The organism is Paraburkholderia solisilvae (assembly GCF_902859875.1).
Taxonomy (GTDB): Bacteria; Pseudomonadota; Gammaproteobacteria; order Burkholderiales; family Burkholderiaceae; genus Paraburkholderia; species Paraburkholderia solisilvae.
Window position 1 is genome coordinate 57,209 of sequence record NZ_CADIKF010000010.1, and the last position, 14,312, is coordinate 71,520.

The window sequence follows — 14,312 nt, forward strand, 5'->3', positions numbered from 1 at the left end:
CAACTCAGGCCGCCGGCGTGGCTTCGCCTTCGCCAGCCGCCGCCGGGGTTCCGGCCGCTTCGTCCGCAACCGCGCCAGCCGGAATCGTCGCAGACGCGATCACCGGGTTTTCCGATTCGACGTGCGCGGTCAGCGCTACGCCTGCCGGCAGCACGATGTCCTTCGCGTGCATCGTTTGACCCGCTTCGATCTTCGCCAGATCGACTTCGAGGAACTCCGGCAGCGCGCCCGGCAGACACTCGATTTCGATTTCGTTCAGAACGTGCGAGATCACTGCGCTCGACAGCTTCACGGCCGGATTGGATTCCTGGTTCATGAAGTGCAGCGGCACCTTCGTATGCAGCTTCTTGTTCGGGTCGACACGCTGGAAGTCCACGTGCAGCACGATCTGACGGAACGGGTGGTACTGCACGTCGCGCAGCAACACGGGTTGCGACTTGCCGGCCACCTCGAGGTCGAGAATCGACGAGTGGAACACTTCCTTCTTCAGCGCGTGCCACAGCGCGTTGTGATCGAGTTCGATCAGTTGCGGTTCGCTGCTTGCGCCATAAACGATACCCGGGGTCTTGCCCGAGTTGCGCAGGCGGCGGCTCGCACCCGTACCTTGCTGACTACGCTCGAAAGCGATGACTTTCATTTGCTTCTCCAATACCACTGCCCGCGACCAGGCAGTAAAAAGGACCTCATTGACGAGGCCCCAGACTCGACGGCATGAACCTTCGTTCGTTCATGCCGATTGTGCGAAGCGGCCGCGCTTTCAAACGCGCGGCCACTTCGCAAATTCGGTTCAGCTTTCCGCGAACAGCGACATCACCGAGTCGCCGCGGCGGATACGCGAGAACGTTTCGGCGAGCAGACCCGCGCTCGACAGCGAACGGATCTTCGCGCATGAGCGCGCTTCGTCGCCGAGCGGGATGGTGTCGGTGACGACCAGTTCGTCGAGCGCCGAAGCGGCAATACGCTCGCCCGCGCCGCCCGACAGCACCGGGTGCGTCGCATACGCGAACACCTTCTTCGCGCCGCGTTCCTTCAGTACCTGCGCGGCTTTGCACAGCGTGCCGGCCGTATCGACCATGTCGTCCATGATCACGCAGGTGCGGCCTTCGACTTCACCGATGATGTTCATCACTTCCGCGATGTTCGCCTTCGGACGGCGCTTGTCGATAATCGCGAGATCGCAGTTCAGCTGTTTCGCGAGCGCCCGTGCGCGCACCACACCGCCGACGTCCGGCGACACGACGAGCAGGTCCTCGTGATTCTGCTTGCGCAGATCGCCGAGCAGCACCGGCGTCGCGTAAATGTTGTCGACCGGAATGTCGAAGAAGCCCTGAATCTGGTCAGCGTGCAGATCCATCGTGATGATCCGCTCGACGCCGGCAATTTCCAGCATGTTCGCAACGACTTTCGCGGAGATCGCGACGCGTGCCGAACGCGGGCGCCGATCCTGGCGCGCATAGCCGAAATACGGAATCGCAGCGGTGATCCGGCCGGCGGAAGCGCGCTTCAACGCATCGACCATGATCATCAGTTCCATCAGATTGTCGTTCGCCGGCGCGCAGGTGGACTGCAGGACGAACACATCCTTGCCTCGCACGTTCTCCTGAATCTCGACCTGGATTTCGCCGTCCGAAAAACGGCTGACCATTGCTTTGCCGAGGGGAATACCGAGAATCTTGACGACTTCCTGTGCAAGCGCCGGATTCGCGTTGCCAGTAAAAACCATCAGGCCGTCATGGCTGCTCATCGTGCACCTGCTTCAGGCTGTGGGAGGCGAGGAACTGCGAGAATTTTTGGCAGGGGAGGAAGGACTCGAACCCTCGCATGCCGGAATCAAAATCCGGTGCCTTAACCAACTTGGCGACTCCCCTACGCTAACCTTGAACACCGCCGGATGCCGTAGGAACATCCGACGTTGCGAAACTCATGACGCGAAGCCGAAGAGGGGATGCGTATCCAGGCTTGCCGTTACTGCGCTGTTCCATCCGGCTGGCAACGCGGCTTGTGCCGCCTGTGCTTCACCGATACTGCGGAATGCTGCGAAAACGCTTGCGCCCGACCCGGTCATCCGCGCTGGCGCGATGCTGTCCGAAATGGTTTCGAACCACCGCAACACTTGCGCAACTTCCGCGTATTTTCCCACGACAACTTGCTGCATGTCATTGCGACCGAATCCATCCGGCCACGCTGCGCTGCGGCTGCGCTGTGTAAGAAAGTCCGTAATTGTGAGGGGTTCGGAATCCCTTGTCAACGATTTTTCAGAGAAAACCGCAGCGGTCGGGACATGCACTTCCGGCTTCACCACAAGGAAATAACGCGGCGGCAATTCTACCGTCTGCAGCGCTTCTCCGACACCTTCCGCGAACGCATTTTTGCCGAACACAAAGAACGGCACGTCCGCGCCGAGGCGCAGTGCGAGGGTCTGCAATTCGGCGCGCGGCAGATTCAGCTTCCACAGCCGGTTCAGCGCGAGCAGCGTGGTCGCCGCGTCGGAGCTGCCGCCGCCCAGACCCGCGCCCATCGGCAGACGTTTGTCGATCTCGATGTCGACGCCTTGCGCGATGCCGGTGTGCTCCTTGAGCAGCTTTGCCGCGCGCACGCTCAGGTCGTGATCGGCGGGCACGTCCGGCACGTCGGTGAGGCGCTCGATGCGGCCGTCCGCCCGACGCGTGAAGTGCAGACGGTCGCCCCAATCGAGCAGCTGGAAAACCGTCTGCAGCGAGTGGTAACCATCCGGCCGGCGGCCGGTGATGTGCAGGAAAAGATTGAGCTTCGCCGGAGCGAGGCAATCGCGCAGCGAATCGTTCGTGTCGGTCATGAGTCCGGAGTGTGAGGCGTGCCGTTCGGGTTGACGCGTATTTTATTGGTCAATCACGAGTTTGATGCTGAGCGGCGGCTCTTCGCGGGTCAAATTCACGCGCTTGACGCCGCTGGCCGGCGCCTCAGCGTACGCGAGATAGTCGATCGTCCAGCCGTCCTGGTCGATCTGCTTCGGCCGGGACGGCTCTTGCGGATCGGCAACCGTCCGTGCTTTCGACGTCGGCGCGACCGACGGCTGCAGCCAGTAGCGCAGCCCTTCGACCGGCAACGCAAAGCCGAGCGCGTTCTGCATCAGCGTCGACACGTTGTCGGCCGTGAGCGGCTGACGATTGGGCAATTCGAGCGTTGCCGAAGCCGGCGACGACGTGACGATCGCCATCGTCTGGCCAAGCGGATTGCGCATCTGCACCGTGACCGTGTCGCCGGTTTCGCGCCAGTCGAAGTTGCCGTACGCATTCTGCTCGCGGCCGTACGAGTCCGTGTACTGCACTGCGAAGCGGCCATGATAGGCGCGTGCGGTTTGTGCCGTGACGGCGGTGGCCGCGTTCGATGTCGACGGCCCCTGCGGTTTCACGCTCGCGCAACCTGCGAGCGTGACGAGCGCTGCCGTTGCCAAAGCCGGAAGCACGAGCGACGCACCGCGCGGCGCCCGGATGAGGTGGAAAAAACGGATGAGATGTCGATGAAAAGGCGCGAAAAAATGCATCAGAGGTCGTTCACCTGGAAGCGTTTGAGCGTCTTGAGCAGCGTATCGTTATCCGGCTCGAGCTTGCGGGCTTCGCGCCACGCGGCGCGTGCCTGTTCCTCGTCGCCGCTCTTCCACAGCACTTCGCCCAGGTGGGCGCCGATCTCCGCATTCGGCTGCAGATCGTAAGCCTTGCGCAGGATCTTGATCGCATCCGACGTGTCGCCGAGCCGATACTTGACCCAGCCGACGCTATCCATGATGAACGCGTCGTTAGGCGCGAGCGCCGATGCCTTTTCGACCAGCTTGTCCGCTTCCTGCAGCCGCTGATTACGATCTGCAAGCGAATAGCCCAGCGCGTTGTATGCCTGCGCGTTATCCGGCTGCGTGCGCATCAGCCTGCGCAGTTGCGCTTCCATCACGTCGTAGTGGCCGGTCTTCTCGGCGGCCATTGCATAGTCGTACGTGAGATCGGGGTCGTCGGGGAAATCGGCCACGGCCTGCTGCAGCCGCGCTTCGGCTTCCGGGTAGCGCTTCGCGTCGAACAGGATCGCGGCGTCGGTGCGAGCGAGCAGCGCCTGGTCGCGCGGGTCTATCGCATGGATGCCGGCCAGCACCTTGCGTGCTTCATCCGGCTTGCCCTGCTTTTCGAACAATTGCGCGCGCGTGACCTGTGCGGGGATGTATTGCTGGCTCGTCGGCGGAATCTTGTCGAGATAGCCGGCGGCCGCTGCTTCGTTTTTCTGCTCGAGCGAGAGTTGCGCGAGATAGATGTATGCCTGACCCGGATCGGCGCCTTGCGTCTTTTCGGCCTGTTGCGCGTACTGCGTCAGATACGTCTGCGCTTCGGGGAAGTTTTTCTGCTGGATCTTGATCAACGCGAGCGCGATGAGCGGCGTGAGGTCAGACGCGTTGTCCTTGTGCATGACTTCGAACTGCTTTTGCGCGTCGTCGAGACGGTCGCTCGCGAGATACATCTGTGCGAGTGCAAGGCGCGCGTCATGCGACTTGGGATTCTGCTGTACGTATTTTTCGAGCGACGCGATGCCTTCCTGACGCTCTTCCGGGCCCATCTGCGCGAGCGTCAGCGCGGCCGGCAAGTAGTCGGGCTTCAGTGCGAGCGCCTGTTCGAGCGACTTGCGCGCGCCGGGGGGATCGTCGGCGAGCAGTTGCTGGCGGGCGATCGCGAGCTGAGCCTCGGGCCGGTTCATGTCATTCTTCAGCAGGTCCTGAAGCACATGCAGGCCGCCCACGCGATTCGGTCCACGCGAGATCAACAGCTGTAGTGAAAGAATGCCGCTGCCGCGATTTTCCGGTTTGATTTTCGCAAGCTCGCTCGCAAGCAGCGGCGCCGCTTCGTCGGGCTTGCCGGACAGCACGAGCAGCGATGCGTCGAGCTGGGCGGCGCGCTCGGAGCCGGGCGCGTATTGCTGCCACAGCTGGGCGGCCGCGAGCGCGTCGGTCGGGCTTTGCGCGGCAAGTGCGATCTCGGTTGCGCGCTGCGCCATCCGCGGATCGTGCGTATCGCGCGCGAGCGACAGGTAGGTCTGGTAAGCGGGCGCCGGCTGATTGCGCTGCAACGCAACTTCAGCGGCTAGCACCTGGAACACGATCTGACTCGACAGCGGTACATCCGGAAGATTTTTTTGCTCATCCGCGTCCGGGCTGAATGCATCCTGCACCGAAACCGAATTGTCATCTGTATCGGGCGACGGGTCTTGCGCATGCGCGGGCAACGCGGCCAGGGTCCAGACAGCCAGCGCGGCGGCAGCGCAAAGCCGACGCGCGAACGCCCCGCGCGGCATCGGGTTCGCGTCGCCGTAGGGCTCACGGCCGGCCTTGGCCGGACGCTTCAGAAGCAGCTTTACGAAGGACAGGTTCATGGAAATCCGTTCAATGTTTCGGTCGATTGTAACGCGCTCGCTACAATACGCGCACAACCAACGATGCAAGTTGCAGACCCGTTAGATATGCCAGAGTTGCCAGAAGTTGAAGTCACCCGCCGTGGGATCGAGCCTTATGTGGCCGGGCGCCGCATCGAGCGGGTCGAGGTGCGCACGCCAGCGTTGCGCTGGCCGATTCCGGCCGAACTGCCGCGCGTGCTGCGCGGCCGGCTCGTGAAGAGCGTCGAGCGGCGCGGCAAGTATTTGCTGTTCGGGATGGACGAGGGCTGGTTCATCGTGCACCTCGGCATGACGGGCACATTGCGTGTGCTGCGCAATATGCCGCATCCGCCTGCGGCTGCGAAGCACGACCATGTCGACTGGATCTTCGACGAGTTCATCTTGCGGTTCCGCGATCCGCGCCGCTTCGGCGCGGTGCTCTGGCATGCGCGCGCGGACGGCGATGTGTACGACCATCCGCTGCTCGCCGGACTCGGCATCGAGCCGTTCGCGCCGGCCTTCTCGGGCGCGCTCTTGCACCGCAAGACACGCGGACGGACCGTGTCGGTGAAGCAGGCGCTGCTCGCCGGTGAGATCGTGGTCGGGGTGGGCAACATTTACGCTTCTGAAAGCCTTTTTCGCGCAGGCATCCGGCCGACCACGCAGGCCGGCCGTGTCTCGCTCGTGCGTTATGAGCTCCTCGCGGATGCCGTGCGCGTGACGCTTGCCGCCGCGATCGAAAAAGGCGGCAGCACATTGCGCGACTTCGTCGGCAGCGATGGTGAAAGCGGCTACTTCCAACTCGATTATTTCGTCTATGATCGCGCGGGGCTGCCGTGCCGCGTATGCGGAACGCCGATCAGGCAGATCGTGCAAGGGCAGCGTTCCACTTACTATTGTCCGACCTGCCAGCGCTGACTGTTCAGTTACCCCATGACCGTTGCGTCCACGATACCCGTTTTGAGCGATTTCTCTGTGCGTTTGATCGCATGGCAGCGCCAGCATGGCCGCCATGACCTGCCGTGGCAGAACACGCGCGACCCTTACCGCATCTGGCTGTCCGAGATCATGCTGCAGCAGACGCAGGTGTCGACGGTCATCCCGTACTACGCGCGCTTTCTCGCGCGTTTTCCGGACGTGGCATCGCTCGCGGCGGCGCCAGCCGACGACGTGATGGCGCTGTGGGCCGGGCTCGGCTACTACTCGCGCGCACGCAATCTGCACCGCTGCGCGCAGGTGGTCGTCGAGCAGCATGACGGCGCGTTTCCCGAGTCGGTCGAAGCGCTGGCGGAGTTGCCGGGCATCGGGCGGTCGACCGCGGCTGCAGTCGCATCGTTCGCTTTCGGCGCGCGCGCGACGATTCTTGACGGCAATGTAAAGCGCGTGCTCGCGCGCGTGTTCGGCGTCGAAGGCTTTCCAGGCGACAAGCGCGTTGAGAACGCGATGTGGGTGCTCGCGGAATCGCTGCTGCCGTCGAATGCGGCGAACGACGAAGTCAGCGCGTATACGCAGGGCTTGATGGATCTCGGCGCGACGCTATGCGTGCGCGGCAAACCCGATTGCATGCGCTGCCCGTTCGCGACGGATTGCGTCGCGAACGTGACCGGCCGCCAGCGCGAACTGCCGGCCGCGCGACCGAAGAAGGCGGTGCCGACGCGCCGCACGTGGATGCTGGTGCTGCGCGACGGCGATGCGGTGATGCTGGAGAAGCGCCCGCCGTCGGGTATCTGGGGCGGCTTGTGGAGCCTGCCGGAGGCGGCGGACGAAGCGGCGCTCTCGGCACGCGCGCGCGCGCTCGGCGCACATGAAGCGGTGTCTCCGCTCGCGCCGTTCACGCATACGTTCACGCACTTCCGGCTCGACATCGAGCCGCGTGTCGTCGAGTTGAATCGCGTGGCGGGTGCGAAGGTCGCGCTTGCGGATGGCGAAACCGCGTGGGTTTCACTGCGCGATATCGACGCGTACGGTGTGCCCGCGCCGGTGCGCAAGCTGCTCGATGGTTTGCAGGGTTCGCTGCTGTAGTGATGTGAATGCGCGAACACAAGTGCGAACACAAGCGTGAATGCGAGCGAGCGGTTGTTTTGCCCGCGCGCTGTCGTTGTCGCTGAAAGCTGAAGCAATAGCTAACGCTATAGCAACTGATGCTGCTGCATATAGTGATGCACGACATCGATGCGCGCACCGGCATCGAGCAGCTCCATCAGCTTTTGCCGCGCACGCAGCGCAATAGGCAGGACTTCCGATAATCGGTTCGATACCCACGTCGGGTCGTCGAGACGAAACGGTTCATTGAACGGCAGACTGTCCGGATCGCGCTCGCGAATGCTTGCGATAATCCGTTCGAGCACCTCCGCGCAGGCGCCGAACTTCGCGAGGTGAGTCGGCCCTTCGAGCGGCACATCTTCACCGAGCGGCTCGGCCATGCCGACCAGCAAGCCGTTCTGTTCGACGCGATGCGACAGCAGCCTGAAGCGCCGCGTGCCGCGTGCGCGAATCAGCAGCATGCCGAATTCGTCGACATCGCATTGATCGATTTCCGCGAGACATCCCACCGGCTCCGGCACCGACTGCTCATCGGGCTTCGCGACCTCACCGCCGCTTTTCAGCAGGCACACGCCGAACGGCGTCTTGTCCCGCAGACAGCCTCGCGCCATGTCGAGATAGCGCGCTTCGAAGATCTTGAGGGGCAGCAGCCCATCGGGAAACAGCACCGTATGCAGCGGAAAAAGCGGCACATCGGCAAGCACAGACGATGTAGAGGACATGGCGCAACGCTTCGGTTAAGACCGCGCACGCGCGGCCGGCTAAGCCACCAGCTTCGACGATTGATCGACGTCGATTGGTGCGTCTCGATGCCGCACGATTACGTTCGCTTGACCCTTCAGACGCGCGGCAAGCGTCTCTGCGATGAATACCGAGCGGTGCTGACCGCCGGTACAGCCGATGGCAACCGTCATATAGCTGCGATTGTCGTCGCGGAAGTGCGGCAGCCACTTGATGAGAAACGCCTCGATGTCGTCGATCATTTGATGCACGACGGGCAGCGCGTCGAGAAAATCGATGACGGGTTGATCGAGGCCGGTGAGCGGTCGCAACAGATGATCGTAATACGGGTTCGGCAGCGTGCGGACATCGAAGACGAAATCGGCATCGAGCGGCACGCCGCGCTTGAAGCCGAACGACTCGAACATCAGCGCGAGGCCGGTGTGTTCCTGTTCGATGAAACGTTTGACCCACGCGCGCAGCTTATTTGCGCGCAGATTGCTGGTGTCGATCTGGTGGCCGAATTCGGCGAGGCCGGCGACGAGTTCGCGTTCGCGCTCGATCGCTTCGGCAAGCGAGGTCAGCAGGCCGACGTCCGCGTCGTGCGCGGTCGACCCGGACAGCGGATGGCGCCGGCGTGTTTCCGAAAAGCGCTGGATCAGCGATTGCGTGCTCGCATTCAGAAACAGCACGCGTACATCGTGTTCGCGCGATAAGTCGCGAATCATCTCGGGCATCTCGTCGAGCGACGCGCTCGAACGGGCGTCGATTGCGACCGCGAGGCGGTCGTGGCCGTCGGCGGTGAGGTAGCTGGCGAGTTCGGGCAAAAAACGCGGCGGCAGGTTGTCGACGCAGTAGTAGCCAGCGTCTTCGAGCGCGTTCAACGCAACAGACTTGCCGGAGCCGGAGATGCCGGTGATCAGGACGATGCGCATGGGGAGGAAAGGTCGGTTGGTTTCATCATAGCATCAGGTGTTACCGCCCGCGCCCGCTTGCCCACGCGGTTACATCAAATGAGCTTGCCTGGGAACTGGCTGTCGGGGTCCTGCATCGCGAGGCGCTGGCGGTCCATGAAATCGCGCAGCGTGTCGATGCCGCGCAGCTGCAGGATCGTGTTGCGCACCGCGGCTTCGACCAGCACCGCGAGGTTGCGGCCGGCCGCCACCTGAATGGTCACCTTGCTGATCGGCAATCCGAGCACGTCGACGGTCTGGCTTTCGAGCGGTAGACGCTGGAATTCGCCGTCCGGGCGGCGCACCAGCTGGACGATCAGCTTCAGCTTCATTTTGCGGCGCACGGCTGTTTCACCGAAGATCGTCTTGATATCGAGCAGACCGAGGCCGCGCACTTCGAGCAGGTTCTGCAGCAAAGGCGGGCAGCGCCCTTCGACGAAATCCGGGCCGAGGCGCACGAAATCGACAGCGTCGTCGGCCACGAGGCCGTGGCCGCGGCTGATCAGCTCGAGGCCCAGTTCGCTCTTGCCGAGGCCCGAGTCGCCGGTGAGCAGCACGCCCATGCCGAGGATGTCGAGGAACACGCCATGCAGCGTGGCGCGCGGCGCGAGGATGCGCGACATATAGAGCCGCAGGCTGTCGATCACCGCCGCCGGCGACATCGGTGTGGTGAAGAGCGGCGTCGACGAGCGCGTGCAGCGCAGCACCAGTTCGGGCGGTGCGGCCACGCCGCCCGCCACGACGAGGAACGGCGGTTCGAGCGCGATCAGCTCGGCCATATGGCGCGAGCGGTCATCGTCGGATTGGCGCTGGTAATAGTTGGTTTCGGCTTCGCCGAGCACCTGGATCCGGTTCGGGTGAATCAGGTTCAAGTGGCCCACGAGGTCCGCACTGGACGTTGCGGTGGCAACCGTTTCCGCCGAGAAGCCGCGTTCCCAGCCTTCATGCCCGGTCAGCCAGCTGAGTTTCAGCGTGGCGGCATTGTCGTCAAAAATACTTTGGGCGTTGATGCTGGACGTATCCATGTGTCCATGACTCCGGTGTGCGCCGCTTGTACGTTAGTCGTCGCGACGCGCGCGCCGCGGGTTTGGCCCGGCGCGGGCCCCTTTATGATTGCGATTCCGCCGTTGCGTTTTCCGCTTGCCTTTATCTGGCCATTCGGTCCGTCGGCCCGGCGGATGCGGGCTTCGTCGATACCGCGGTAACCGGCGCACCCCCGCGATTCTTGTCGCGAACGGTCACCGCCGGGTGGTGACCGACCCGTCCGACCCGCGCGACCCGCGCGACCGGGTTGCCGGCCGCGGCGCCATCCGGGCGACGCCCCCGGTCGCGCATTGTGCCGCTATTCCGGTATCTGTCAAGGTTGCCACTGAGTGAGCAGGCGATGCAACGCTTCGCGATTTTCTTCCGTGTGCAGGCGCTCGCGGGTTTCGCGGTCGGACAGCAACTGGGCGATCTCCGACAGAATTTCGAGGTGCTGCTGGGTCGCCTGTTCCGGGACCAGCAGGAAGATCAGGAGCGATACCGGCTGGCCATCGGGCGACTCGAACGGAATCGCGTCCGCGAGACGCACGAATGCGGCGAGCGGCTGCTTCAGGCCTTTGATCCGGCCATGCGGGATAGCGACGCCTTCGCCGAGCCCAGTCGAGCCGAGACGCTCGCGGGCGAACAGATTGTCGGTGACGATGCTGCGGGCGATGCCGTTCTGGTTTTCGAAGATCAGGCCCGCTTGCTCGAATACGCGCTTCTTGCTGGTAACGGAAAGGCCGACGACGACGTTCTCGAGCGGAAGATATTTGGCTAAACGATTCATGTTGACAGGCGCGTTGATCGCCTGGGTTCTCCTCGCTGTGGCGTTTGAATAGCGTTCCATGCTCGGCAGTTGCTCACGGCGATGCGCAGTTGAGCCCAAAAAGCAGGACTCGGGCTGATTGACCCCGAAAGTGACCAAAACATTATAGAACAGCGTTGCAGCGGATGGTGCGCCGCGCCATGGTGGCCGGTTTCGCATCCGGAGCATGCACGTGCCTTCTCGAGCGAAAAATCGCGACGATTGGCGTATAGCGTTCGTCAAACGAAAAAACCGCCCTGAAAAGGGCGGTTTCGCGCGGGGGACTGGTGTGTGCCTATTGCGGCGGAATCTCCGCCTGGGACGGCACCGGTTGATATTTGATCGCTTCGTGCTGATGGCCTTGCAGGCGATCCTTGTGACGAATGACTTGCCTGTCAAGCTTGTCGATCATCAGGTCGATGGCCGCGTACAGGTCGCCGTCGCAGCTCTCGACAAAAATATCCTTGCCCTTCAGATGCAGGTTGATTTCAACCTTTTGCCTCTTTTCCTTTTCCTTGTGATTGTCGACCGAGAGGACCACACTGCCGTCGATCACCTGATCGAAGTGTCTTAGCACTCTATCCAGTTTGGTGATCACGTATTCTCGCAATGCCGGCGTAACTTCGAGATGGTGTCCACTGATCTTCAGATTCATAGTGCTTCTCCAAGCGAATGGCCGCCAGGATCCGCATGGATGCGTCAGCGCCGGTCGATCCGCCGGCCCGCCTTGCCGTCCCCCGGTAACAGCGCTGCAGGTCGTATCGGCCAGCCTGCTCCGCCAACCCGCGGTGCGGCCGGAAATTACCCGCCGCAGGAAGCAGCGAGCTACAGAGACTTGCGCAGATTGACTGCCGGAATTTTCAACGCTTCGCGGTATTTCGCTACGGTGCGCCGTGCGACTACGAAACCTTGTTCGGCCAGCAGTTCGGCAATGCGGCTGTCTGAAAGAGGAGATTTGGTGTCTTCTGCTCCTATCAGTTGCTTGATGAGCGCGCGAATGGCCGTGGAAGAGGCCGCGCCCCCGGTGTCGGTCGATACGTGCGATCCGAAGAAGTACTTAAATTCAAGCGTCCCGAACGGGGTGAGCATGTACTTCCCGGTTGTTACACGCGAGACCGTCGACTCGTGTAGACCCAGCGTATCAGCAATTTCCCGCAAAACCAAGGGGCGCATGGCAATTTCACCATGGGCAAAAAAATTCTTTTGACGCTCGACAATGGCCTGCGCAACGCGCAGGATCGTTTCGAATCGTTGCTGGATATTCTTGATCAGCCAGCGTGCTTCCTGCAATTGCTGGCGCAGCGATCCGCTGCCCGGGTCGCCGCGGTTGTTGCGCAGAATATTCGCGTACAGATGGTTGATGCGCAGCTTCGGCACCACTTCCGGATTCAGCTCGGCCTGCCAGCCCTGTGCCGTTTTGCGCACCATGATGTCCGGCACCACGTAGTCCGCTTCGGCCTTGCCGTAAGCGGCGCCTGGAAAGGGCTCGAGCGAGCGGATCAGCATATGCGCGTCGCGTAGGTCGTCGTCGCTCGCTTTCAGGTGTTTGCGCAGCCGCGTGAAGTCGCGTGCGGCAAGCAGTTCCAGATGGTGCGCGACGATATCGAGCGCAAGCGTGCGCGTGGGCGACGGTTCGAGCCGGCACAGCTGCAGTCTCAGGCATTCAGATGCGGAGCGTGCGCCGACACCGGCGGGATCGAAGCTGTGCAGCAACGCGAGCGCGGCATTCAGTTCGTCGAGATCGACCTCGAGCTCGTCGGGCAGATCGGCCATCACTTCTTCGAGCGTGGCGGTCAGGTAACCGTCTTCGTCGAGCGTTTCGATCAGGAATGTGATGAGCGCGCGATCGCGCGGACTTGCCTGCGTGACGCGCAATTGCGCGGTCAGGTGATCGCGCAGCGTCGTGGTGGATTCGTGGATTTGCAACGGCGGAAGGTCGTCGTCGTCAGATGCGTTCCCGGACCTGCCATAGTCGTCCAGATTCCACTGGTTCGCGTCCGTTGCGCTATCGGATGAGAGGCCGTTGTACTCGTCGACGCCCTGCGGCTCGCTGTTCTCCGAGCTTTCGCCCGATGCGGAAGAAGACGTGGTCGACGACGGCACGTTGGCCATCTGCTCCGGCGCATTGTTGGGGGACGTCTGCGCGATCACCGTGCCGTCCGCCGCGACGCGCAGCGGACTCGCGATCCAGTCGTCCTCGGTTTCGAGCAGCGGATTCTGCGCGATTGCCGTCGATACCTCCTGCTGGAGCTCAAGCGTAGACAGCTGCAACAGCCGGATGGACTGCTGCAGTTGGGGTGTCAGCGCAAGATGCTGCGACAGGCGAAGTTGGAGGCTGGCTTTCATGGCAATGTGAGATTCATTGTAGAGAGTTTGCCACGACCGCGAAACCTCGCGCCCCCGCATAAACGCGGGGGATCGAGATTTTTTTCGATGCGCATACGCGCATTCGACGCGAACCTTGAAGCCTATCTCGTCAAAATTACTGAAGCCACTGCCCGCGCGCTCGCGAACGGTACAACCTCGCAGGTCCGCGCGTTTCTTCGCTGGCTGGGGCTCGCAGCGGCAGGGGCGTTACATGCGGAAGTGTTCGCCCAGATAGACGCGGCGCACGCTCTCGTTTTCGATAATGTCGCCGGGCGCGCCGGCGGCGAGCACGCTGCCGTCGCTGATGATGTACGCGTGGTCGCAGATGCCGAGCGTTTCGCGCACGTTGTGGTCGGTGATCAGCACGCCGATGTTGCGCTGCTTCAGGAACTTGACGATCTTCTGGATTTCCAGCACCGCGATCGGATCGACGCCCGCAAACGGTTCGTCGAGCAGAATGAAGCTCGGATTGGTGGCGAGCGCACGCGCGATTTCGACGCGGCGCCGCTCGCCGCCTGACAGCGACAATGCGGGGTTCTCGCGCAGATGAGCAATCTGCAACTCGTCGAGCAACGCTTCGGTGCGTTGTGCAATCGCATCCTTCGACAGACGCCGGCCGTCTTCTCCGTACTGCAGTTCAAGCACCGCGCGGATGTTCTGTTCGACGGAGAGCTTGCGAAAAACCGATGCTTCCTGCGGCAGATACGACAGCCCGAGCGAGGCGCGCTTGTGAATCGGCAGCAGGCTGATCGAATTGCCGTCCAGATCGATTTCGCCGGCATCGAGCGGCACGAGGCCGACGATCATATAGAACGATGTCGTCTTGCCGGCGCCGTTCGGACCGAGCAGGCCGACCACTTCACCGCTCTTCACGTCGAGCGAGACGTCCTTGACGACCGTGCGCGAGCCGTAGCGCTTCTTCAGGTTGCGCACGGCAAGCGAACTGCTGGTGCCTGCCGGTTTGCGATGGGGGAGGGCAGGGGCGCTCACGGTTTCGTGGTTCCTTGTCCTTG

General features: G+C 62.6%; 14 protein-coding genes and 1 tRNA gene. 2 read left to right on the top strand and 13 right to left on the bottom strand.

The genetic code is table 11. The features are described from left to right. Nucleotides 1-4: 4 nt before the first annotated feature. The 6 genes from HV675_RS08575 to HV675_RS08600 form a co-directional block, all read right to left on the bottom strand. Complete coding sequence (locus tag HV675_RS08575; RefSeq protein WP_175110459.1) at nucleotides 5-637, bottom strand: 50S ribosomal protein L25/general stress protein Ctc; 633 nt, start codon at nucleotides 635-637, stop codon at nucleotides 5-7. A 150-nt stretch (nucleotides 638-787) separates the two neighbouring features. Next, nucleotides 788-1,744: a ribose-phosphate pyrophosphokinase gene (locus HV675_RS08580; protein ID WP_175110460.1), complete on the bottom strand. Its 957-nt coding sequence runs from the start codon at nucleotides 1,742-1,744 to the stop codon at nucleotides 788-790. 47 nt (nucleotides 1,745-1,791) lie between these two features. Next, nucleotides 1,792-1,868, bottom strand: a tRNA-Gln gene (locus tag HV675_RS08585). A 53-nt stretch (nucleotides 1,869-1,921) separates the two neighbouring features. Then, nucleotides 1,922-2,815, bottom strand: coding sequence for a 4-(cytidine 5'-diphospho)-2-C-methyl-D-erythritol kinase (ispE, locus tag HV675_RS08590; RefSeq protein WP_175110461.1), 894 nt, complete (start codon nucleotides 2,813-2,815; stop codon nucleotides 1,922-1,924). A 42-nt stretch (nucleotides 2,816-2,857) separates the two neighbouring features. Further along, on the bottom strand, nucleotides 2,858-3,523 hold the full coding sequence (lolB, locus tag HV675_RS08595) for a lipoprotein insertase outer membrane protein LolB (protein ID WP_175110462.1): 666 nt from the start codon (nucleotides 3,521-3,523) through the stop codon (nucleotides 2,858-2,860). After that, entirely contained in the window at nucleotides 3,523-5,385 is a 1,863-nt protein-coding gene (locus HV675_RS08600) for a tetratricopeptide repeat protein (RefSeq protein WP_175110463.1), read from the bottom strand. Before HV675_RS08600 ends, lolB begins: the two co-directional genes overlap by 1 nt. Before the next feature lie 87 nt (nucleotides 5,386-5,472). On the opposite strand from HV675_RS08600, the gene mutM reads away from it, so the two are divergent. Both mutM and mutY read left to right on the top strand, forming a co-directional pair. Next, nucleotides 5,473-6,303 (top strand): bifunctional DNA-formamidopyrimidine glycosylase/DNA-(apurinic or apyrimidinic site) lyase, encoded by an 831-nt coding sequence (gene mutM, locus HV675_RS08605; protein ID WP_175110464.1) that lies wholly within the window; start codon nucleotides 5,473-5,475, stop codon nucleotides 6,301-6,303. Between the two features lie 15 nt (nucleotides 6,304-6,318). After that, nucleotides 6,319-7,407 carry an A/G-specific adenine glycosylase gene (mutY, locus tag HV675_RS08610; protein ID WP_175110465.1) on the top strand — a complete coding sequence of 363 codons (1,089 nt, stop codon included), beginning with the start codon at nucleotides 6,319-6,321 and terminating at the stop codon, nucleotides 7,405-7,407. Between the two features lie 107 nt (nucleotides 7,408-7,514). Here the strand turns inward: mutY and HV675_RS08615 are convergent, their stop codons facing one another. From HV675_RS08615 to lptB, 7 genes are all read right to left on the bottom strand, one after another. Further along, entirely contained in the window at nucleotides 7,515-8,150 is a 636-nt protein-coding gene (locus HV675_RS08615) for an LON peptidase substrate-binding domain-containing protein (RefSeq protein WP_175110466.1), read from the bottom strand. A 39-nt stretch (nucleotides 8,151-8,189) separates the two neighbouring features. Further along, the gene (gene rapZ, locus HV675_RS08620) at nucleotides 8,190-9,083 is read right to left on the bottom strand and encodes an RNase adapter RapZ (RefSeq protein ID WP_175110467.1); all 894 of its coding nucleotides are present in this window, start codon (nucleotides 9,081-9,083) and stop codon (nucleotides 8,190-8,192) included. Nucleotides 9,084-9,157: 74 nt separating this feature from the next. After that, complete coding sequence (hprK, locus tag HV675_RS08625; protein WP_175110468.1) at nucleotides 9,158-10,126, bottom strand: HPr(Ser) kinase/phosphatase; 969 nt, start codon at nucleotides 10,124-10,126, stop codon at nucleotides 9,158-9,160. A 332-nt stretch (nucleotides 10,127-10,458) separates the two neighbouring features. After that, a complete protein-coding gene (locus tag HV675_RS08630) occupies nucleotides 10,459-10,974 on the bottom strand; it encodes a PTS sugar transporter subunit IIA (RefSeq protein ID WP_175110534.1) in 516 nt (171 codons plus the stop codon). Between the two features lie 253 nt (nucleotides 10,975-11,227). Beyond that, the gene (hpf, locus tag HV675_RS08635) at nucleotides 11,228-11,587 is read right to left on the bottom strand and encodes a ribosome hibernation-promoting factor, HPF/YfiA family (protein ID WP_175110469.1); all 360 of its coding nucleotides are present in this window, start codon (nucleotides 11,585-11,587) and stop codon (nucleotides 11,228-11,230) included. A gap of 170 nt (nucleotides 11,588-11,757) precedes the next feature. Further along, complete coding sequence (locus tag HV675_RS08640; RefSeq protein ID WP_175110470.1) at nucleotides 11,758-13,278, bottom strand: RNA polymerase factor sigma-54; 1,521 nt, start codon at nucleotides 13,276-13,278, stop codon at nucleotides 11,758-11,760. Between the two features lie 228 nt (nucleotides 13,279-13,506). Next, nucleotides 13,507-14,289 (bottom strand): LPS export ABC transporter ATP-binding protein, encoded by a 783-nt coding sequence (gene lptB / locus HV675_RS08645; RefSeq protein WP_175110471.1) that lies wholly within the window; start codon nucleotides 14,287-14,289, stop codon nucleotides 13,507-13,509. Between the last annotated feature and the right edge of the window lie 23 nt (nucleotides 14,290-14,312).

What these genes read in the sequence shown, in the direction of transcription:
- HV675_RS08575 (WP_175110459.1), bottom strand. Translation starts at nt 637, where the DNA reads ATGAAAGTCATCGCTTTCGAGCGTAGTCAGCAAGGTACGGGTGCGAGC.
- HV675_RS08580 (WP_175110460.1), bottom strand. Translation starts at nt 1,744, where the DNA reads ATGAGCAGCCATGACGGCCTGATGGTTTTTACTGGCAACGCGAATCCG.
- ispE (WP_175110461.1), bottom strand. Translation starts at nt 2,815, where the DNA reads ATGACCGACACGAACGATTCGCTGCGCGATTGCCTCGCTCCGGCGAAG.
- lolB (WP_175110462.1), bottom strand. Translation starts at nt 3,523, where the DNA reads ATGCATTTTTTCGCGCCTTTTCATCGACATCTCATCCGTTTTTTCCAC.
- HV675_RS08600 (WP_175110463.1), bottom strand. Translation starts at nt 5,385, where the DNA reads ATGAACCTGTCCTTCGTAAAGCTGCTTCTGAAGCGTCCGGCCAAGGCC.
- mutM (WP_175110464.1), top strand. Translation starts at nt 5,473, where the DNA reads ATGCCAGAGTTGCCAGAAGTTGAAGTCACCCGCCGTGGGATCGAGCCT.
- mutY (WP_175110465.1), top strand. Translation starts at nt 6,319, where the DNA reads ATGACCGTTGCGTCCACGATACCCGTTTTGAGCGATTTCTCTGTGCGT.
- HV675_RS08615 (WP_175110466.1), bottom strand. Translation starts at nt 8,150, where the DNA reads ATGTCCTCTACATCGTCTGTGCTTGCCGATGTGCCGCTTTTTCCGCTG.
- rapZ (WP_175110467.1), bottom strand. Translation starts at nt 9,083, where the DNA reads ATGCGCATCGTCCTGATCACCGGCATCTCCGGCTCCGGCAAGTCTGTT.
- hprK (WP_175110468.1), bottom strand. Translation starts at nt 10,126, where the DNA reads ATGGATACGTCCAGCATCAACGCCCAAAGTATTTTTGACGACAATGCC.
- HV675_RS08630 (WP_175110534.1), bottom strand. Translation starts at nt 10,974, where the DNA reads ATGGAACGCTATTCAAACGCCACAGCGAGGAGAACCCAGGCGATCAAC.
- hpf (WP_175110469.1), bottom strand. Translation starts at nt 11,587, where the DNA reads ATGAATCTGAAGATCAGTGGACACCATCTCGAAGTTACGCCGGCATTG.
- HV675_RS08640 (WP_175110470.1), bottom strand. Translation starts at nt 13,278, where the DNA reads ATGAAAGCCAGCCTCCAACTTCGCCTGTCGCAGCATCTTGCGCTGACA.